This is a genomic window from Streptomyces sp. NPDC097617, assembly GCF_044761485.1.
In the GTDB taxonomy this organism is placed as follows: Bacteria; Actinomycetota; Actinomycetes; order Streptomycetales; family Streptomycetaceae; genus Streptomyces.
Map to the genome: position 1 here is coordinate 1 of NZ_JBIWCL010000015.1, position 19863 is coordinate 19863.

The 19863-nt window shown below is 66.7% G+C and carries 21 protein-coding genes; 19 read left to right on the top strand and 2 right to left on the bottom strand.

Annotated features, from left to right (window positions below; genetic code table 11):
• Nucleotides 1–222: 222 nt before the first annotated feature.
• Nucleotides 223–660: a pyridoxamine 5'-phosphate oxidase family protein gene (locus tag ACIQZO_RS23170; protein WP_403629050.1), complete on the bottom strand. Its 438-nt coding sequence runs from the start codon at nt 658–660 to the stop codon at nt 223–225.
• 731 nt (nt 661–1391) lie between these two features.
• On the opposite strand from ACIQZO_RS23170, the gene ACIQZO_RS23175 reads away from it, so the two are divergent.
• The 3 genes from ACIQZO_RS23175 to ACIQZO_RS23185 are packed head-to-tail and all read left to right on the top strand — an operon-like array spanning nt 1392 to nt 4243.
• Complete coding sequence (locus ACIQZO_RS23175) at nt 1392–1916, top strand: hypothetical protein (protein WP_403629053.1); 525 nt, start codon at nt 1392–1394, stop codon at nt 1914–1916.
• A 3-nt stretch (nt 1917–1919) separates the two neighbouring features.
• The gene (locus tag ACIQZO_RS23180) at nt 1920–3032 is read left to right on the top strand and encodes an MAB_1171c family putative transporter (RefSeq protein ID WP_403629055.1); all 1113 of its coding nucleotides are present in this window, start codon (nt 1920–1922) and stop codon (nt 3030–3032) included.
• Between the two features lie 23 nt (nt 3033–3055).
• Complete coding sequence (locus ACIQZO_RS23185; protein ID WP_030711213.1) at nt 3056–4243, top strand: amidohydrolase family protein; 1188 nt, start codon at nt 3056–3058, stop codon at nt 4241–4243.
• A 55-nt stretch (nt 4244–4298) separates the two neighbouring features.
• Here the strand turns inward: ACIQZO_RS23185 and ACIQZO_RS23190 are convergent, their stop codons facing one another.
• A complete protein-coding gene (locus ACIQZO_RS23190) occupies nt 4299–5162 on the bottom strand; it encodes a helix-turn-helix transcriptional regulator (RefSeq protein ID WP_403629057.1) in 864 nt (287 codons plus the stop codon).
• 376 nt (nt 5163–5538) lie between these two features.
• Between ACIQZO_RS23190 and ACIQZO_RS23195 the strand changes: the two genes are divergently transcribed.
• The 16 genes from ACIQZO_RS23195 (at nt 5539) to ACIQZO_RS23270 (ending at nt 19804) form a co-directional block, all read left to right on the top strand.
• Nucleotides 5539–5856, top strand: a complete 318-nt coding sequence (locus ACIQZO_RS23195; protein ID WP_030711210.1) for a hypothetical protein — start codon at nt 5539–5541, stop codon at nt 5854–5856.
• Nucleotides 5853–6242 (top strand): hypothetical protein, encoded by a 390-nt coding sequence (locus ACIQZO_RS23200; protein ID WP_403629060.1) that lies wholly within the window; start codon nt 5853–5855, stop codon nt 6240–6242. Before ACIQZO_RS23195 ends, ACIQZO_RS23200 begins: the two co-directional genes overlap by 4 nt.
• A gap of 59 nt (nt 6243–6301) precedes the next feature.
• Nucleotides 6302–6892, top strand: a complete 591-nt coding sequence (locus ACIQZO_RS23205; protein WP_403629063.1) for a WhiB family transcriptional regulator — start codon at nt 6302–6304, stop codon at nt 6890–6892.
• Nucleotides 6893–7314: 422 nt separating this feature from the next.
• The gene (locus tag ACIQZO_RS23210; RefSeq protein ID WP_403629065.1) at nt 7315–8178 is read left to right on the top strand and encodes a hypothetical protein; all 864 of its coding nucleotides are present in this window, start codon (nt 7315–7317) and stop codon (nt 8176–8178) included.
• A 47-nt stretch (nt 8179–8225) separates the two neighbouring features.
• The gene (locus ACIQZO_RS23215) at nt 8226–8906 is read left to right on the top strand and encodes an ATP-binding protein (RefSeq protein ID WP_403629466.1); all 681 of its coding nucleotides are present in this window, start codon (nt 8226–8228) and stop codon (nt 8904–8906) included.
• Nucleotides 8906–9262: a DUF4326 domain-containing protein gene (locus ACIQZO_RS23220; RefSeq protein ID WP_403629068.1), complete on the top strand. Its 357-nt coding sequence runs from the start codon at nt 8906–8908 to the stop codon at nt 9260–9262. Before ACIQZO_RS23215 ends, ACIQZO_RS23220 begins: the two co-directional genes overlap by 1 nt.
• Nucleotides 9259–9678 carry a DUF6195 family protein gene (locus tag ACIQZO_RS23225; protein WP_403629070.1) on the top strand — a complete coding sequence of 140 codons (420 nt, stop codon included), beginning with the start codon at nt 9259–9261 and terminating at the stop codon, nt 9676–9678. Before ACIQZO_RS23220 ends, ACIQZO_RS23225 begins: the two co-directional genes overlap by 4 nt.
• Nucleotides 9679–9740: 62 nt before the next feature.
• Nucleotides 9741–10793 carry a DUF2637 domain-containing protein gene (locus ACIQZO_RS23230; RefSeq protein WP_403629073.1) on the top strand — a complete coding sequence of 351 codons (1053 nt, stop codon included), beginning with the start codon at nt 9741–9743 and terminating at the stop codon, nt 10791–10793.
• A gap of 254 nt (nt 10794–11047) precedes the next feature.
• A complete protein-coding gene (locus ACIQZO_RS23235) occupies nt 11048–11425 on the top strand; it encodes a hypothetical protein (RefSeq protein WP_403629076.1) in 378 nt (125 codons plus the stop codon).
• A gap of 496 nt (nt 11426–11921) precedes the next feature.
• Complete coding sequence (locus ACIQZO_RS23240) at nt 11922–12524, top strand: hypothetical protein (RefSeq protein ID WP_403629078.1); 603 nt, start codon at nt 11922–11924, stop codon at nt 12522–12524.
• 9 nt (nt 12525–12533) lie between these two features.
• Nucleotides 12534–13511 (top strand): NlpC/P60 family protein, encoded by a 978-nt coding sequence (locus tag ACIQZO_RS23245; protein ID WP_403629080.1) that lies wholly within the window; start codon nt 12534–12536, stop codon nt 13509–13511.
• A gap of 49 nt (nt 13512–13560) precedes the next feature.
• Nucleotides 13561–13899, top strand: a complete 339-nt coding sequence (locus ACIQZO_RS23250) for a hypothetical protein (RefSeq protein WP_030711191.1) — start codon at nt 13561–13563, stop codon at nt 13897–13899.
• Nucleotides 13900–13902: 3 nt separating this feature from the next.
• Nucleotides 13903–15216: a hypothetical protein gene (locus tag ACIQZO_RS23255; protein ID WP_403629083.1), complete on the top strand. Its 1314-nt coding sequence runs from the start codon at nt 13903–13905 to the stop codon at nt 15214–15216.
• Nucleotides 15197–16837, top strand: a complete 1641-nt coding sequence (locus ACIQZO_RS23260) for a hypothetical protein (protein WP_403629085.1) — start codon at nt 15197–15199, stop codon at nt 16835–16837. The genes ACIQZO_RS23255 and ACIQZO_RS23260 overlap by 20 nt, the downstream gene beginning before the upstream one ends.
• A gap of 7 nt (nt 16838–16844) precedes the next feature.
• Nucleotides 16845–18371, top strand: a complete 1527-nt coding sequence (locus ACIQZO_RS23265; protein WP_403629087.1) for an SCO6880 family protein — start codon at nt 16845–16847, stop codon at nt 18369–18371.
• Entirely contained in the window at nt 18368–19804 is a 1437-nt protein-coding gene (locus ACIQZO_RS23270) for an ATP/GTP-binding protein (protein ID WP_403629090.1), read from the top strand. The genes ACIQZO_RS23265 and ACIQZO_RS23270 overlap by 4 nt, the downstream gene beginning before the upstream one ends.
• Nucleotides 19805–19863: the final 59 nt, after the last annotated feature.

A 19863-nucleotide genomic window follows, 5' to 3' on the forward strand; every position in this document is an offset into this window, starting at 1 on the left:
GCCGACCAGGCGACGACCGAACAAGCGAACCTGAAACCCCGTCGACCCGCCCTGATCAGCTAGTCAACCGCTCCCGCACAGCGGGGGAACCTCAGTTCGCCCACTGCGAGCAGTTACCTTGCGTAGCGCCGCACCTGTGGGCTCGGGCGTCCACACGTTGACGGTGTTAAAGAGCCAGGCTGTGTCGGACTCGGCGCGCTGTGGCTGGGGCTCCTGCTGACGCTACGCCGCGGCCTGGGTCGTCTGAGGTCGAGCGCGGAACGTCTGGCCCATCGCCCGTTCAATCGAGACCAGAAGTACGACGCGCTCAGGGTCCGGCGCCGGCGTACGCCCGTAACGCTGCCCGTAGCGGGCAACCGCATCTTCGACCACCGCTGCGTCGGTGCGGACCTCCGCGACGCCTTCGAGCGTGGCCCACCGGCCCCCGTCGACTTGGCACACCGCGACCCGGGCCGCACTACCGCCCGCAAGGATATTGGCGACTTTCCGACTGGATTTGCGGGTGATAACTCGGGCGACTCCGGCGGCAGCGTCAACAGTCACGCCGACAGGCACAACGTGCGGGCGGCCGTCAGGCCGCAGCGTCGTCAGTGTGCACAGATGGTACTCATTCCAAAACTCAAGGTAGTCATCAGCTTGGCTAGATATCGCGTTCGACATGAGGAGAGCGTAATGGCTCTAGTTGCCCGAACTGCCCCAAGGTGACCGCGACCACACGCGACCCGAACAGGCGATTCGTACGATTCCGGGCTGTTTGTCGTGCGTCGTTCAAGCCTAAATATCTCAGATTAATAACGGACTCGACATCGAAGCCAAGAGCTTGAAGCGTTCACGCCAGAACGCAAAGGGGCAGCTCAGGAGCACACTCCAGCGCGGAGATGTCCGAATTTGCATTGCTTTGGCGGGTTAGATTTACTTGCCGGTTACACGAATTGATCATGCTTTTCAAGCCATGTCTTGTCTGAAGCGTCACGTACTGTCCAAAGAGGTTCCCGAGGCTCGACTGCGGCAGCTCGCCGTTTGCCTCATTGCGTGTTCGCGTACGTGACATCTGTGCCGTCCGAGGCGATCTGGAGGCCAGGCGTCCGGGCCCCTACATGGGGCTTGGTGGGGCACCCAGGCATGCCCCACTGCGATCGTTTCCGGCGTCGGGAAACCGGACGTCATCGACACGGACGCGATGTCGCCTCGGCTCGGGGGAGCCATCACCTGCCGGTTGGAGGAGTTACTCAGTGTGGTCAGAGAAGAGTGGCCGAGACGCTGTGGGGCCGACGGTTCCCGCACAGGGCGGAGCCAGCCGTCGGCGCCTCGGGCGCTGGCGTGCAGCCGCGGCCCGGACCGTGGAGAGGGATCTGCACCGTCTGATTCGGCATGAGCTGCAAGACCTTGGGGTGACTCCCCCGCTTGATGTCGAAGAACTCTGCCAGTCGCTCAGCCGACGGCGTGGGCGCCCCCTGTACCTGCGGGAAGCTCCGCTGCCGAAGCCGGGGCCCTCCGGGATGTGGGTCGAGTACGACGACTACGACGTGATCCTGTACCAGCAGGAGACAACCCGCCTGCATCAAGATCACATCAAGCTCCACGAGATAGGGCACATCCTCGTCGCGGAGAACGAAGAGGCCGCAGAGAAGAACGCAGACGAGCCGACGAAAGAAGTCTGCACGTTCGACTCCGAGGAGGAGACGGCGGTCTTCGTCGAGGGTTGGGCCACCATGCTGCCGGTCTTCGCGCCCGAGACGATCAAGCGTGTCGCCCGCCGCTGCTCGTACGACGACGGCGAGGAATGCTCCGTCGAACTGGTCGCCACCATCATTCTGGAGTGGTCGTCAGTGCTGGACGGCTCTACTCCGCTGTCGGACGACCCGTCGCTTCGTCGCGTGGAGTCGGCTCTCGGTGACCGGCGAGGATGGCTGTAACCCGTGGAACTGCTACTCCTGGGGCTCGTCGCAGCTCTCGTCTGGAAGCTCTACCAGCTGAAGCGATCCCCTCATGACGGACCGCTGCGTTCTGTCACCCTCTGCCTTTTCTGTGCTGCGCTCTCGTACCCCGTGGCCATGCCTGGCGGCGCGTCCGGCGTCGACACGGTCGCCGGCCACGGGACGGCGAAGCTGATCCAAAACGTGCTGTTGCTTCTGACGGTCTACTTTCTTATGTCCTTCTACCTCTACTCCGCCGCTGACGAAAAGGCGGGGCGCCGACGAGCACGCAGGGAAGCCGTCGTCGTCGGGGCCGTCGCGCTCGCGATCACCGTGGCTGCGGAGTCGGTGCCGCACGAGGTCTTCGCAGGCAGCTTCAGTACGGCCGACATGACGATTCCGCAGCTCGCCTTCTTCTACGGCGGAGCCGGTCTCTACCTCACGTATGCCCTTGGCATGGCGTATAGGTGGACTCGCCGCTACGCACGCATGTCTCGGCGCCCGCACTCCACCGGGCTCTGGATGACCGCCGTCGCCCTCGGAGCGATGGCTGTGGCCTGCGCGATCCGCGCCGTCATCGTCGCAGTTCGCTGGGCCGACGTGGACGTACCACATCCTCTTATGGCGGCCGTGGCCTTCCTCTTGGTGGCGTCCATCCTGCTGTTCGCTGCGGGTATCACGTACTCCGGTGCGCGAGCCCGGATCTCCTCCCTGCGGCTCTGGCTCCGGCACCGGCGTGATCATCGTCGGCTTGCCCCGCTGTGGGAGCTGCTGGCGGAGGCGTATCCCGAGAACGTGCTGAGGCCGGCGTCCCCGGCTGCGCTGGATCGTTGGCGGGCCCGCGGCGTGCACCGGCGCTACCACCGCCGCATCGTGGAGTGCCGCGACGGCCTGGTGGACATCAGCCCCTACCTGCTCGATGAGGACGACAGTGCGGTCCTCGGCATCGACTCGACGGAGCTGGCTGCCCGGCTCCGCCGAGCCTCGGCCCGGATCGGGGAGGGCGTCCCTGCACCGCGTCGAGCGGTCCCCCTCGCCATGGCTCTGGGAAGCGACCGGCAGTCGGATGTGAAACAACTGATTGCGGTGTCCGACGCGCTGCGCGATGCCGCATGACCCGCAATGAGCAAGGAGACAAGATGCTGATCACCGGTGGACGAGTGCTTGTCGACTCGGGGACGTACCTGGAGGACGGCGCAGTTCTCATCGAGGGCGACTCGATCACTGCTGTCGGGCCGCGCGAACAGATCGAGGAGCAGGCCGGCTCCGACGTTCCCCAGTTCGCATTCGACGGAACAGTTCTGCCGGGGCTGATCGACGCGCACGTCCACCTCGCCTTCGACGGCGGCCCCGATCCCGTTTCCACGCTCCTGGACTCGTCGGATGAGGTCCTGTTCGAGGACATGCGCCGTCGCGCGGAGCAGCTCCTGCTCAGTGGTGTCACCTCGGCCCGTGACCTCGGTGACCGGGGTGGGCTGGCGCTTCGCCTGGCTGCGGAGATCAGCGATCGTCGTACGCCGGGGCCGAGGATCGTATCCGCGGGCACGCCCGCGACCACCGTGGGTGGGCACTGCCACTTCCTTGGCGGCGAAGTCTCCGGGGAAGCCGAGATCCGCGACCTCGTCCGCCGCAACCTCGCAGCGGGGGCCGGGGTCATCAAGGCCATGGTCACGGGCGGCGGCCTCACGAAGGACGGCCCCAAGAGCCACCAGTCCCAGTTCACCACAGAGGAACTGACCGCCCTGGTGGACGAAGCCCATAAGGCAGGTGTCCCCGTCGCAGCCCACGCGCACGGTGCCGACGGCATCACCGCGGCCGTGGAGGCCGGTGTGGACACGATCGAGCACTGCACATGGATGACGAGTGGTGGCCTCGACTTCCGGCCGGACGTGGTGGAGCAGATCATCGACCGGGGAATCGCCGTCTGCCCGGCGGTCAGCCCCCACTGGCAGATGCTCCCCCGCATCTTCGGTGAGGAGCCTGCCGCCGCGATGTTCGATCTGGTGCGGCGGATGGCCGACGCGGGCGTACGCCTGGTGGCAGGAACAGATGCGGGAGTGCAGCGCGCGGGCTTCGACGGCTTGGTCCCGGCCCTCTCGTTCTACTCCCACCTGGGCCTGGCGAACGCTTCGATCATCGACATGGCGACGTCCGAAGCGGCCACGGCGCTGGGGCTGGGCTCCACAACGGGGCGGATCGCTCCCGGCTACCGCGCGGACCTCCTCCTGGTCGACGGAGACCCGCTCTCGGACCTCGACGCCCTGAAGAACGTCCGGGCTGTGTTCGCCTCCGGCCTGCGCCACGAGCCGAAAGCAGCGGCCGAGTAGAAGTCGCTGTTCAGTTCCCTGTTCCCCTGACTCCCTGAGTCAGGGGAACAGGGAACTATTCGTTGGCGTCGGGGTCGGCCTTCTTCTCGAACTCGGTCGCGAGATCGTTCAGGATCGAGAGGACGTCGGCCGGCAGACCCTCCGCGCCGAGACCGCGGGCCCGAACTCGGCCCACCTTCCCGCTCTTGGCGGCCGACATCAGGCGAAGCCCTTCGTAGACCTGCCGGGCCACAGCGTCGTCCGGTTCGAAGTACAGGCGGGTGACGCCGAAGAAGTGGGCGAGACCTTCCAAGACGACAGGTGCGGGGGCTTCGGCTTCGTCGATGCCCGTTCGCAGGGCTTCCACCTTCTTGGCCGTAGTGACGTGCGACCCCGCGTAAGCATTTACGGCCTCCGCGATCTCTTCGTCACCCGGGGCCGCCCCCGCCGGGTACGAGCGCTCCAGGAGGAGGGTGATCTTCTCAGCGAGCGTTCGGGGCGACTCCTCCGCGGCGACGGCGACAACCTCGCCCTCCACCTCTTCGCCCCGGGCCTTGGCCATAGACCGTTCCTGCGCTCGCTTCACCTCATCCACGGTGACGCGATAAGCCTTCGCCAGGTCAGGGAGGTATCTGTCCTTAAGGCGCCGGACGCCGTTCTCCGCGCCGGCCACTGGGCCGTCGCTCTTGGTACCGATGACTGCTGCCATCTCGTATCGGTAGAGGCCGGCGTCGCACCGCAGGTCGGTGAGGTCGGGCAAACCGTCGCGGGGGAACAGCTCATCCAACGGCTTCTTGAGCACGTCGGCTAGGGCTGGCAACTTCTCCTGGTCCGGGACGCTTGCGCCCAGCTCCCACCCCGCCACCGTCGAGTCCGCAGCACCGAGGGCAGAGGCCACGTCGGACTGCGAGATCTCGGCGGCTCGACGTACCGCGCGCACACGGGCTCTATCGAAGCGTCGAGCTGGCATCAGACCTCGTTTTTTGGGCGAACCGAGGAAACCTCGGACTGTTGACTTTTTGGGGGAACCGCGATAGCTTCAGTTTAGCGAAAAACGAGGGCGTTCGCACCCCTCCGCCTTCGCCCACCTACCCAACCCCACCTGGGGACCGCCTGGTGGAGAGGAGAAGCCGCGTACGACTTGTGCGCTTCCCTGCCCCTCAAAACGCCATCGGCGCCCGAGAGTTCGCAGCTCCCGGACGCCAGACAGCTCGTGATCCGGTTGCCCCTTCCGGGGCCGCAAGATCACTCGCACAGCCACTCCGTGTCCTTTCGCACGGCACTGCGGAGCGGCGTACCACATAGAGGAGTGTCGCATGTCCCCTACTGCGGACTGCAACCTGAAGCCTGAGATCACTTCGGGACCGGCTGAACGGCTGGCCGCACAGCTGACGTCCATGCTGCCCCCCGAGGCCGCCGTCGTACAGGTCCGCCTCCAGGGCCCCCGGACCCTGTGGCCCCACCTGGGACTCACGGCCGTGAACGATCACGGACATGTCCTGCGCGTACCCCGAGCCAAGGCGCTGACCATCGCGCGGTGGATCATCCGCTCGTTCCCGCAGGCCGGATGGGCAGCCTCCGGCGGCCACGCCTTCGACCTGCGGACGGCTCAGCTGCGCGGACTGGACGCATGATGTCGGCCGTCGCACCGGCGAACGCAGGTCTGGCCGCCCTCGGGTCCACCGAATTGCAGGGGCTCGCCGCCGTGGTGAATCTGCTGGCTCAGGCCGGCGGACTAGACGCTCTGCTGGGCAACCGGCAGTCGGAGCCCGGCGATAAGCGTCTCCACATCGGATACAGCGAAGCGGCCGAGCGGCTGAACATCCCGGAAAAGTGGCTGCGGGAGCGAATCTCCACGCTGCCCCACCGGAAGTTCGGGAAATTCGTCCAGTTCGCGGAGGAAGACCTTCGCGCGATTTCGGACATGCATTTCGTGAGTCCGAGCATGGCAGCTGAAAAGGAACGCGAGTCGGCATTGATGTCGCTTCAGCCTTCCAAGCGTTCGCGCAAGCGCTTCTGATCTCCTCTTGCGTTCGAGCGCTGGAAAGCGCTTGGCGCCGTGAACATCGTGAGACACAAATGAGCACTGACATACGCAGTCTCATCGAGGCTGCACATCAGGGGAATTGGTCTCCTCTTATAGAAGAGTCGAGGAAGGCCCCTGGGAAGCACTGGGCCGAAGAAGCCAGGTGCTCGAACCAGGACATCGACATCTTCATTCCCCTCGGGGATGGCCCCCGCGAAGATCCCGAGACCGTGAAAAGCAAGCTGGGTACGTCCCTCAACAGGCCGCGCAATCTCTGCGCATCGTGCCCGTTGGCTGTGGCTGCCCGGTGCCTGGTCGAATCACTCAGGGACGATGACGAGTTCGGTATTCGGGCTGGTCTCCTTGCCTCGGAGCGGTCCGCACTGCGTGCCGCGTGGCAGCAGCGTGCGAACGAAGAGGCTGTGCAGAGTGCTCTTCAGGGATGTACCGCGGCTCTCAGCAAGGTCGAACGAGACGCGGTAATTGCTCGATTCGCGACAGACCCGTCACTCGAACCTGCCGCTGTGGCCCGGGGGCTCGGCGTCACGCACGAGTACCTGCTGAAACTCGCGCGTCGCTACCGCCACAAGTTGAAGTCCCGGCCAGCCGCCCCGCCGCCTGTTCACAGGGCTGACGCCGCCTGACACGCCTCCACGAAGAAACGATTCTTCTCGCAGGGCTGCCTTGCGATTCCTGGAGTTCGCCCCATGCCCCAGAACAACCCCGCCGCTACGCCGTGCCTACATCTCAGTACAGCAATCAGCGAAATAGCGCCCACGGCCGTCCTCGCGCGAGTTTATCCAGTGCGCCGGTCTGTTACCCACCTCTTCGAATCGGACTTTTACCGCATGCTCATTGACCGCCGAACCGAAGAAAGAGTTGCACACATGATCAGGCGCAACTTCGGTGACGCTGCCGACTGGCGCCGCGCCCATGATTTCTATCTCCCCACCGGTACGTTGTACCTCACTCCGGAGCCACATCAGAACGGGTACATCCCGGAAGAAGATCACTCGTTCGGCCTCTCCCGCATCCGTCGCATAGCGATATCCGATGGGGAATCCCGATGAGCGACATTGCGACAGAACTGGTCTGGTCACAGTCCAAGTCGTGCAGGGGCTCGCGTCTCGTCATGCTCGCACTCGCCCGAGAGGCGGACGATAAGGGCAGGGCCACGCTGACCTTGGACGAGATATCCACGCTTACCCGACTCACGGCTCGCTCGATAACGAAGTGCCTGGGGGAGCTGGCGACACTCGGTGAACTCAGCCATGAGCGCGGAGGAGGGCCCTCGAACCCCAACAGCTACTCGATACTCCTGTTCAACATGGGTGCCACGCACTCTACCGATTCAGAGAAGGAACTTCCTACTCCACCTCCCGAAGCGTCAGGAGAGGGAAGAAAGTTCCAGGAAATCTCTTCCCTGAACTCCGAGTCGACGGCTGAAAGTGAGAAGTCTCCGCACGGCAACTCGGAAGTTTCTTCCTCGCGTGCACGTGGTGGTAATACTCCCTACGGGAGTATTACCACCACCAAAAAGCAAGCTAGCTTGCCTGGGTCGAGCCGAGAGAACCGGCCTGTCGCCCAGGACTCGGTCAGGGTGCCCGAAGGCGCCAAGGCTCTGGTAACAGCCATAACGAGTGCGGGAATGCTCGTCGGTTGGCGGCTGACCGAATCGGAGTGGGATCGGGTAACAGCTCTCGCGGCCCGTTGGGGACATGACCGGCTGGTCGAAATGGTCGCGCGGCGGTGGAACGCCGACCGCCCGCCGCAGTCGGCCCGCTATCTCCTCCGTATCTGGGCGGACCTTCCGTCGCATGCCCCCGCAGCGGCATCCCAAGGAAACGTCGTTCCCCTGCGTCGGCACTCCGGCGGCTGGGTGCCTTTCCAGAACACTGCCGAACCCAGCGCTTACCAGAACGGATTTTGATCATGGCAGATCCGGAACGCGCAGGGAGCGCCAGGTCAATGCGTGCTATGGAACGAATACTCGCCGCGAAAGGAATTCAGGCCGTGCCCGACAATCTCGCCGACGAGTCATCGGAAGAGAACCCGGGAGACCGCGAGTGGCACCGCCGCGCTCGGGCCGAGTACGCACTGAACCGCTGGCACACCGCCACCCCTCCCCGGTTCAGCGACGCTGAAGCGACGATGCCGGAGGTCACCGCCTGGGCCGATCGCGCTCTTGCTGACAACGCCGCCGCTGGCGCTCTGCTCCTCACTGGCCTTACGGGGACGGGCAAAACCCACCAAGGGTACGGAGCCCTGCGGAGGATCGCGGCCGGCGGCCCGGACCGGTTCGAGCTGATCGCCGTGAACTCGGCGGACATGTACGGCAACCTGCGCCCCTCACAGGTCATGGGCGCGGCGGAACGAGAGCTGCGGCGGCTCAGCGAAGTCCAGTACCTGTTGCTGGATGACCTCGGTACGGCGAAAACGTCGGAGTGGACCGAGGAGGTGACGTATCGGCTCATCAACTACCGGTACAACCACTGCCTGCCGACGATCATCACGTCCAACCTGCCTGCCCGCGATGAGAACGGGCCGGACCTGACCGACTTCGTCGGGGCCCGGGTGGCGAGTCGCCTGGCCGAGATGGTGACGAGCCTCGTCCCGATGATCGGCGCTGACCGGCGCCGTGGCGGGAGGGCAGCCTGATGCCCGTCCGTCTTCGCGGAGCGTCCCAAGACGCCGCAGCATTGCCCACAGCCTGTGAATACGTCGGTCCTCGCAGTCGCTACGCGAACCCGTTCAAGGCGGGTGACCGATCTCCGTCTCAGCTCGGCCCTCCGATGGACGCGGCGGAGGCCGCGGACCTCTTCGCCGCCACGCTCCGAGGCCCGGTGGGCCGCTGCTATGCCGCCCGGTACGCCCGAGCACTGCGCGGCCTCGACCTGATGTGCACATGTCCTCTCGACGTGCCGTGCCACGCAGACGTCCTCCTCCGCCTCGCCAACGACTCCGGCGACGGCAACACGATCCGCACCCGCTATTCCTGGAAGGCCCCCCGATGAGTCACCCGATCATGTTCGCTGCGGCCAAGCACCTCACGACCGCCGAAGAGCGGCGCACGGCCGCTCGGGAGAACGCCTTCCGCACCTGGGGGCCGAGGTCCATCACGGCGGCGTCGAAGTACGCGCGCCGCCTCCTGGGCGACGAGGCGGTCACCCTCGACTGGGAGGTCCTGGGGCTCCTGTCCTTCGAAGAACACCTGCAAGCCTTCGCTTCGCTCGACACCGTCGGGGGCCAGCACCTGGAGCTGTACTACACCGACCAAGGAGGCACGGAGCGCATCCTGCTGCGGGTGTCGTGCGTGAGCTGCCCGAGTCAGCACGTGCACGAAGTGACGTCCCTGGAACGGCTCGGACAGTTGCTCTCCCAGACCCCGGCCTGGCAGTCCATCGACCCGCGTGACGGAGGCAACCGCTGATGTCTCACGTGCACATAACGTCGACGGCGAGCGAACCACAGGGTGTCTACAGCCTCCGCGGCATGACGGCCTGGGACCGCTCCGCGATCATCCTGCTCGGCGCGGCCGGCTTCGCGTTCTCTTACGACGCGCTGCGGCAGATCGCCATTGCGATCCACGCACGGGAGACCCTGAGCTACCTGTTCCCCGTGTTCATCGACGGATTCATTGCGTACGGCGTCCGGGCGATCGTGCTCCTTCGCCACGAGCGCTTCAGCGCCCGTCTGTACGCCTGGGTTCTCTTCCTCGCGGCCACCGGAGCGAGTCTCTGCGCGAACGCCCTGCACGCCATCACGCTGAACCACGGTCCGCAGGCCGGACGGTCCGCACTGCACCTCACGGACAGCGTCGTCGGCGTGCTGTCGACGCTCGCACCGCTGGCACTGGCGGGCTCCGTACACCTCTACATCCTGATGGCGCGGACCGCCGAATTGTCGGTCCCGGACGGCGCAGACAACGGTCCCGGACCGGTCCGCCAAGAGGTTTCGAGGCTCGAAAGGCTCGTGGCACAGTCGGAGCCCCGCCCGCTGGAGACAACGGCAGCGGCCGCGACACAGGCCCTCGCCGTCCGTCCGTCCGCTGCGGAAAGCTCTCCTGATACTCCTGTTGACCTGTGCAAACGCATGGCTGACCGGGCCGGTCGCTCGCGTGCGGAAGATCCCCACCCGGATTCGTCCGCTGGTGCGGATGGCGCGGACGGGGACCGGTGCGAAGCGGCCGGACCGTCTGTAGCCCTCGCGGACCGCGGGGAGCCGACGGTGCCCTCCGCGGCGGCCGAGCCGTCCGTTCCAGCGGCGGTCCGCGCACCTGCGGACGGCGAACAGCCGCCCGTCCCGGACGATGCCGAGTTCCCGCAGGACCGGGAGGCTGACGACGAGTGGCTGGCGGACCTGCTGCCGATCGCACGGTCCGCTTCCGAGAAGGCCGGACGGATCAGCCGTGACGCAGTAGCAGGTGCCGTCCGCGCACACCAGGCGATCAGCAACGACCGCTTGGGCGTGCTGCTGGCCCGGCTGAAGGAAGAGGAGGAAGGGGCAGGGAGGACACCCGCCACTGCCTCCAGCGCCCTCTGGTGATCTCATCGCATGAGTGCCTCAGGACCTCTGCGGCTCTGGCCGTAGAGGCCCTGGACGGTCCGCTTGATCAGGAAGGAATGACCATGTGGCTTCGCCAACGAGACCGGGCGGAGGAGACAGCCCGGCCCGAGGCCGTGCAGGCAGCATCTACGCTCGCGCTTCACCTCCAGAGCGGAGGCGAACTTGCGCCGGTCCAGGCGGACGGCCTTCCTCTCACGGACGGAGAAGTTGCCTTCGCGGATGTGGCCTGCTCGGTGGCTCGCTTCTACGGAACCGAGGTCGTCTACGCGCGCCCGGCCGGCTACTTCGAGAACCATCCGACCTTCGGCCGAAGCTGGGTGCCCAACCGCCGGCTCGACGCCCGGCGGCTCCAGGAGGCGGAGGCCGCCGCTGAGCCGCAGTGGCGCGATCACACCGTGGCCCGGGTGGTCCTGACCTCTGCCGGAGTGCGACTCAAGCCGTGCGGGTCGCCTGGCTGGTTGCCGTTCGACCACGCCCTTCTGGCCGGGGTCACGACAGGGCAACCCGAAGTCGTGCTCTCGTACACCGTGTGCGCACCGCTGCTCCTCGCCGGACCGGCCGCGCAGTGGCTCGGCGTAGCGATCGAGCACCTTCGCCGCACGGCCGTATAGGGATCAGGCCGCCCGAAAGAGCCTCCACATCACAGAAGTCGGAACCTAATTCCTAGAATTAGGTTCCGACTTTTTTTGTTGATTCGAATTGTCCGCGAACCCCTGCAAAGATTCAGGCACGGCCAACGCCACAAGGCATTTCTTGGCCGATGGAGATTCGCTTAACGATCTCCCTTAATCGAGTGAGGGGTTGATGGCCTTGATATGAGATAGAGCTCTGCCGAACTCGGCCCTGATGCGCTACGGCGTGGGTTGAGAATGAACGTGGGGATTCAGCGCCGATGCGGCCTTCGGCCGAACCATCCCGTAAATAGAAAAACTCCGGATAGGGGTCGCACAGGCCCCGGTCCAGTCCTCGAATTGTCCGGCAGTCGCCGGTAAAGCCCGCGGGAGGAGTTCCCCCCTCCTCCCGCGAAGGGGCGTTGCGGTCCCCGCCTCCACGGGACCGCAACACCCGATCTCTCGAAACCTCCTGCACCAAGGTTGTGGTTCCCGCATGCCTCGATCCAGCCGTTTCATACCAATATCTGCCGCAATAGGGATAGTCGGTTCCCTGGCTGCCCTGTCGACCGGCTGCTCCAGCTCGACAGATAGCCAGTCCAAGACCGGGACCGCGCAACCGCACTCCATCTCGGCGGGCATCACCGCCGCGGCCACGCCGAGTGCGGGCAGCACCGCACCACCACCAAGCACCGCCCTGCCGAATGACATTGAGCGCACAGCGCGGGCCTTCACCACGACCTATGCCGAGCACGACGCACGCGACGGCAAGGACAGCTCGTACGCCGATGCCGGCGCTCGCGCGGCCAAGCTCGCAGCGGGTGAGCTGGTGGGCATCCTGTGCCAGAAGCGGCCGAGCCAGGATGCCGCGTGGGCCGCACTGCGCGCCGAAAAGGCCCGCCAGTCAGTCAAGATCGCATCTGCTGTGGTCCCCGACGGCGCACCGGCCGTGACGGAGTCCTCCGCGCTGGTTCGCGTGGGCTACACCCTCACGACGACCCCGGAGTCCGGACAGGAACGGCGCAGCAGCGAACAGCTCGCCCTCCGCCTGGAGCACACCTCCAAGGGCTGGCGCGTCACCGCCTTGCCCTGGGCGTGACGGGGTGCGATGAACAAGGGCACGCAAGCCGGCCTGGGGCTTATCGCGGCTGCGGTCGTCTCGGGTGTCGCCCTGCTGACCACCTTCGGCGGGGCCGACAGCGCTTCCGCACAGGAGGCCGGCCCGGGCGGCGGCATCACGACGGACGCTCCCGTTCCCGGCTGGGTCCGGGACCTCATCAACAAGCACGCGGGCGAGTGCCCACAAGTCACGGCCTCGCTACTGGCGGCTCAGCTCTACACCGAGTCGAAATTCGACCGCGACGCCAAGTCGCCTGTCGGCGCCCTCGGTATCGCACAGTTCATGCCAGCGACCTGGGCTGAGCACGGCGTGGACGGCGACGGCGACGGCATCAAGGACATCTGGAACCCGGTCGACGCCATCGCGGCACAGGCGAAGTACGACTGCACTCTGGCCAAAGAGGTCAAGGGTGTTCCGGGGGACTCCACGGACAACATGTTGGCCGCGTACAACGCGGGCGGTGGGGCCGTGATCAAGTATGGGGGCGTCCCGCCATACCCCGAGACGCGCGGCTACGTAAAGGCCATCCGCGAACTGGCCTCGAAATGGGCGGACTCGGTCCAGCCGAACCTTCCGGTCGGCAAGGGGGCCGCCCGCGCGATCTCCGCGGCGAAGACGGCTCTGGGGACTTGGTACCAGTGGGGCGGCGACTGCGTCTCGCCATACAAGGGCGCGGGCGGATGCGACTGCTCCTCGCTGACCAAGATGGCCTGGGCCGCGGCGGGCGTGAACCTGCCGAGGGTGACCTACGACCAGGTCCACGCCGGGACAGCTGTCGCAAGCGTGTCCCAACTCCAGCCCGGTGACCTGCTGTTCAGCGTCCCCGGCAGCGCTGGCCCCGAGCACGTCGGCATGTACATCGGCGACGGCCAGGTCATCGACGCCCCGCACACGGGCGCCCAGGTGCGGATCAAGCCGCTCAGTTACTGGAAGCCGCAGATCATCGCAATGCGGCACGTCGGCTAACCGCCGTAAAACATTTCATTTACTACCTAAAGCACCAAGGGGCTTCAACATGCACAACCTCCTGTCTGCCGCTGCCGATCCCGCCATGCACACGACTATCGCGGCCGGGGTCGACGTCGTGACCGGCGTGAAGCCGGACTGGGGCCCCTTCGGGAAGCTCGGCGGTACCGCGAAGGTGGTCCTCAGCGTCATTGCCGCCGTCATTCTTGCCGTCGGCGTCGGCGCATTCCTTATCGGTGTCGGTAAGTCGAAGGGCTGGTTCGGCGAGGGCCACAGCACCATGGACAGCTCACGCGGCAAGGGCATGATGGTCGGCGGCCTGGCCTGCATCTTCCTGGTGGCATCGCTCGGCACCCTCGTCGGTATCGCGTACGGCATGGGTGTGTGACCCATGACCTGGCGATCTCGACGCAAGAACGATTCCCCCCCGAAGGCAGGCGGAGCACGCAAGCCCTCGGCGAAGCTCTGGGGCATTGCCGCCGGTGGGGCAGCGGTCGTCACCGCGACCGGGGTGATCGTCAGCCTGGCCACGGGCAACCCGACCGCCCCCGCCCCCGCCTCATCAGCACTCGCCCACTCGGCACCGCCGGTGAGCGAAGGGGGCGTGCGTGAGGTGGACGGCGTCCCCGTGGGATACCCGCACACGCAGGCTGGCGCCAAGGCTGCGGCAGCCAACTACACGACGGTCAGTGGCAGTGCCGGATTCCTCACGAACAAGGAACTTCGACACCGCGCCGTGTCGGTCATGGCTGCCCAGGGAACTGCCGCCACGGCGACGGAGAAGGCCGACCACGCCGCCGCTGGGGCAGTCAGCGCGCTCCGGGGCGACGACTCCAAGGTTTCCGCCAAGCAGGCCATCTCCCGTACCGGTGTCCTCTCGGCTCACGTCCTGGGCTTCGACGCTCACGGGGCGATGGTCCGCCTGTGGACGACGACGGTTCGCGGCAGCGCAGCCGGGCACGCGACGCCGAAGGCGGGCTTCCAGTCGGTGACGGTCACGCTCACCTGGGAGTCCAACGACTGGAAGTTGAAGGAGAGTGCGAGCTCGACCGGACTTGTTTCCCCGATCGACGCCAGGCAGGCGTCCAACGTCACGAGTGACTTCGCCGGCTACGTCTCGGCCGCTGCAGAAGACCCCGTCCTGAGCGGCGCGGCCGGTCAGGACGGATTCCCCACGCCGTACGGGCACAACGAGCAGGGCACCCGCGCCGCCGCTGTCAGCGCCACCATGCTCTACGGCGATCCGAGGTTCTTCACCGATGAGGACTGGCGACACCGGATGCTGAAGGCCACCGCAGCGCCAAGCGTGCTGCACTCGGTCATCTCGGACACCGACTCGACGGCCCGCCTGGTAATGGAGAACCGTGGGGTCGGTGCCGACGGCAAGACAGCCGACGGCAGCGAACTGATCACGCGGACGGCAGCACTCGCCACCCGCGCGATCTCACACTCCGACCAGGCCGCGAGCGTCGAGCTGTGGACCGCGTCGGTGGGCGGAGTCGCAGGCAAGGACGAAACACAGCGCCCGCAGATCGCCTTCCTCCGGATGACCGTGGACCTCCTCTGGGAGGACGGCACCTGGAAGACGACGGCCGTCACGCCGTCCGAACCACTCGTACCGTCGCCGCCTGCCATGCAGGAGGCCGACTCGGCCGACAGCTTCGCTGACGTGGGGGGTGCCAGCAATGCGCCTGCGACTGCGTGATGACGCCCCTGGTCTGCTGACCATCGAGCGGGGCACCCCGGGCCGCTGGAGGTGTCGCCTCCGGACGGTGGCCATGGTCAACGTGATCATCGGGTTCATCTTCGTCCCGTCCGCGGTCGCCAATCCATTTTGTTACATCCCGATGGTGTGCGAGGCGAAGTCTGCGATCGACTTCGTCAAGGACCCGCTGGGCTTCCTGCTCCAGAAGCTCACCGAGGCCAACATCTGGTTCCTGCGCAAGATGCTGGAGCTGATCCAGAACACGACGAAGATCGACCTCACGGCGGCCGGCTTCCTGAAGCAGTATGCGATCATCTTCGCGGCCTCCAGCCTGCTCACCGTGGCCCTGTGGTTGATCGCCGTGGCCAAGCGGGCAGTCCGGGGGGTCGCGGTGACCACCGCCGTCTCCGAGGCAGTCGGCTTTCTGCTCCTCCAGTTCGTGGTCAACGCGATGACGCCGGGCGCGATCGCCCTGTTGATGAAGGCGATTGACGAAGTCACGGCAGTGTTCGAGCCGTACGCGACAAGCAACTTCAAGCCCTTCCTGGAGAACATCCTCAAGGTGATGGCAGGGAACCCCACAGAGGGCGTGGGCCAACTGCTGGTCGTCAACCTGATCATGATGTGTGGCGCTCTGCTGATGTGGATCGAGCTGCTGATCCGCAGCGCGGCGATCTACGTGGCCGTCGCGCTCGGCCCCATCGTGAACGCCGGGCTCGTCGACCGTGATCTGTGGGGCAAGAGCAAGAAGTGGTTCGGTGCCCTCTTCGCGATCGGCCTGAGCAAACCCGTGCTCTTCGCCCTGCTCGGCCTCGGTGGCGCGATCCTCAGCGACACCTCGGGCAGCATGTCCGACGCGGTCTCCAAGACGCTGGTCGGTGCGCTGATCCTCCTGCTCGCCGTCTTCGCGAGCGCCACGCTCTACAAATGGGTGCCCGCCTTCGGCGACGAGATGGCCCAGCTCCACCACGACCGGAAGACTGCCCAGTCCTCGGGCCCGGCCGCCGCGATCGACGGTCCCGGCCAGCATGCGAATCGTGCGATCAACTCGCACGTGCAGGACTCTTTGGTCGGCGGCAGCTCAAAGGCGGCCGGTGCCAAGGCGGCTGGGGCCAAGATGGGCGGCGGAACGGCTGTGGCCGGGCCGGTCGCCGCAGGGCTGGCCGTGGCGAAGGCCGGCGTCGACGTGGCGAAGAACAAGGCCGCGAACTCACCCGGCATGCAGGGCGCCGACGTCGCCAACGGCGGCGGCAGCTCCGAACAGCCGCAGAGCCAGCAGGGCAGCGACGACCAGGCCGGTCCATCCGGTGCTCCGGCCGCTGCGCGTCCCGAGGGCGCGACCTCCGACCCGGTCGTCAGCTCTCCGCCGGACTGGTCCTCTGCGGGCAGCCACGCAGCGTCCGGACGTCCGCCGGGAACCGGTGAAGCCCCGAATACGGCACAGCCACCGTCTCCGCCACAGATCTCCGCCCCGGCGGCGCCCACTCCGACGCCGCCTACCTCCCCCTCTTCTGCATCAGGAACCACCTCGGGCTCCGGGCCCTCGGTCACGCCCCCGCCGCCGTCGCGGCCGTCGGGCGGCCAGGCACCGGGACGACCGACTCCCAGCAAGGACCAGTGACTGACCCATGGCGACTCGTACGTATCAATTCGGAAAGCACCGCCCCACGGGGTTGGTGGGCCGCCGTGACCTCGGCGAACAGGTCGTCCTCGGTGGCGGTGCCGCCGCAGGCATCCTGTTCGGCTACGTCTTCAACGGCGTGACGGCTATCGCCGCGACCTGCCTCGTCCTGCCGATCCTGCTCGCCCTCGTCATCGTGTACGCCCCGTACCGGCCGAAGGGCACCTCACAGCGGCGCACTCTCTACCGCTGGTGGCGGATCAACCGCTACCACCGCACGGCTCTCCGCCGTTCTGGCGGCGTGTGGATCTCCCCGGCTTTCGAGGCCGGTGTGGGACGCGACGGCACCCCGCCGGACGCTGCCCTGGCGGAACCCGAGGGCGTCACGGGCATGACGTGGGTGCCGGTCACGGTCCGCGGGCAGCAGGCCGTCGTGGTCCTCCAGCCGGAGGCCCGCTGCGTCACGGCCACCCTGGAGATCGCCTCCCCCGGCCTGGGTGGCAAGGAGGTCGGGGAACAGATCGTTGCCCTGGAGCGCTGGGGCGAACTCCTCGACGCCTTCGGCAACGTCGAGGAACACCCGGTGAAGCGGATTCAAGTCCTAGCCCGACAGATGAAGTCCGACCCCTATGCCCATCAGCGGTTCATCGCGCAGCGCGACGAGTCGGCGGCCACGGCCGACGCTCCGCAGTGGCTGAAGCAGTCGTACGACGTGCTGGCCAACGCTGTGTCCACCTCGGCCGAGGAACACCGGTACTACATCACCATCCATGCGAAGTTCACCCGCGACCTGGCGGCCGAAGGTGCGGCCCGAGGTACCGGTGACGACGGGGTCGCCGCTGCGATGTCCGCGTACCTGGAGGAGCTGTGGTCCCGCGCGGAGGACGCTGACCTCTCGGTGATCGCGCCCCTGGACGAGGGGCGGATGACCGCGTTCATCCGGAACTCCTACGACCCTGACCACGCCATCTGGGACACCGACCTCCCGCAGGCGCACGCGTTCCCCCGCAACGTCGATGTCCGTAACGGGGCCCACGTCGCCACCCGCGCCGCAGGCTCCACCGACAGCTGGTTCCACGCGACGGCCGCCGTCGTCGGGTGGCCCACCACGCCCGTGGGGCCCGACTTCCTGTCGCCCCTTCTGATCGGGATGCCCGACGTGATCCGCACCATCTCGATCACCCAGCATCTGGAGCCGAACGACAAGGCCGTGGAACGGATGCTCGCGGAGGACACGAACAACCAGGCGGAGATGCACCGCGACCGTCAGCGCGGTAAGAACATCGACCCCCGCGACCAGATCGCCGCGAGCGCCACCGGTTCGCGCGGCATGGCCCTGGCCTCGTCAGGGGCGGCCGGCTCCGCCGTCGTTGGCTACATCACCATCTCGGCACGCAGCGCCGAGGAGCTGGAGCGCACGAAGCGGACGACCGCGTCCCGGGCCCGCAACACTCACCTCCGCATCGAATGGCTCGACCTCGAACACGCTCGCGCCTTCGCCACGACCCTCCCCCTCGCCGGAGGCATCAAGTGACTGACCTGCTCGACCTCGCCCCCCTGTCCCCCATGTACGAAACGGTGCGCCGCCCGCTCTACACGGCGACGACCACCAGCCAAGCCCTGTACCTGCCCATCGCGCCGCCGACCCTCGGAACCGCGGGCGCGATCATCGGCCGGGAGCTGTATTCGGGGAAGGCATTCATTTACTGCCCGTTCTCGGCGTTCGGCGACGGTCTGCCCGGCGGCAACATGATCGTGATGGGCGACACCGGCCGAGGGAAGTCGGCGCTCACCAAGACCTACACCGCACGACAGATCCGCCTCGGCCGTCAGGTGGTCGTGCTAGACACCAAGGAGCAGAAGGAGCGAGAAGAGGGCGAGTGGGCCGCGCTCGGCCGCTCGCTGACCGGCAAGGCCCCGGTGAAGTTCGCCCCGGGCGGCGGGCGCGGTGCCTCGTGCATCAACCCGATGGACCCCGCCATCGCAGGCAAACGACAGATCGAACTGGTTCGGACGATCGTCGAACTTGGCCTCGGCAGGCCCCTGGACGAATTCGCCGGCTCAGCATTGCGCATCAGCATCCGCCGGGCCCACCAGCGGGCGAGCGACCTCGGCCGCACGCCCGTCCTGGCGGACGTCGCCGCCGCGCTCCGCTCGCCAGAGGAATCCGACGCCGCGGCCAAGCAGCGGACGCGGGACGAACTCCTCGGTGACGGCCTGGAAGCCTCCTACGTACTGGACCGGCTCTGCGGAAGCGAACAGGACGCGACCGGCGACCTCACCGGCATGCTGGACGGACCGACCAGCCTCGGCGTGGACCTCGACGCCGACATGATCGTCTTCGACCTGACCAAGGTCCCATCCGGCGGCGTCGCCATGACGATCCTCGTCGCCGTCATCAGTGTCTTCCTCGAAGAGGTATGGCTGCGCCCGCTGTGCGAGTGCGGGACGGAGCCGGGTCAGCACGAACGCGTTGTGGTCGACGCGAACTCCGGCGCCTGGGAACTGGGGCCGAACCCGGAAGCGGGCTGCCGCCGCTACACCCAGCGCAAGCGCATCCTCGTCTGCGAGGAGGCATGGCACATCCTCGGAACTCCCCAGCTGGCCAGCCTGCTGGAGAAGTTCCTGAAGTTCGCTCGTGGCTACGGGCTGAGCTGCATTTTCATCGTCCACCACCTGTCGGACATTGACGACAGCCCAGAGACGCAAGCGGCTCTGAAGATGGCCGACACCATCGTCATCTACTCGCAGAAGAAATCCGAGGCAGAAGCCACAGTGTCCCGGCTGGGGCTGCCGTCCTGGACTGCCGAGCACATCATGCGCCTACGCCGCGGAATCGCGCTGTGGAAGGTCGGAGAGGTCATCTACCCCGGCGTCCAACATCTCCTGGTCGAAGCCGAGCAGCACCTGTGCTTCTCCTCCGGCTCGATGACTGACCTGACCAGCACCTCCCCGGACACCGAATGAGCAGCCACCGCCACCTCGCCGCCGCAGACCCCTTCCACGCAGATTCGGAGCGCGCCCCC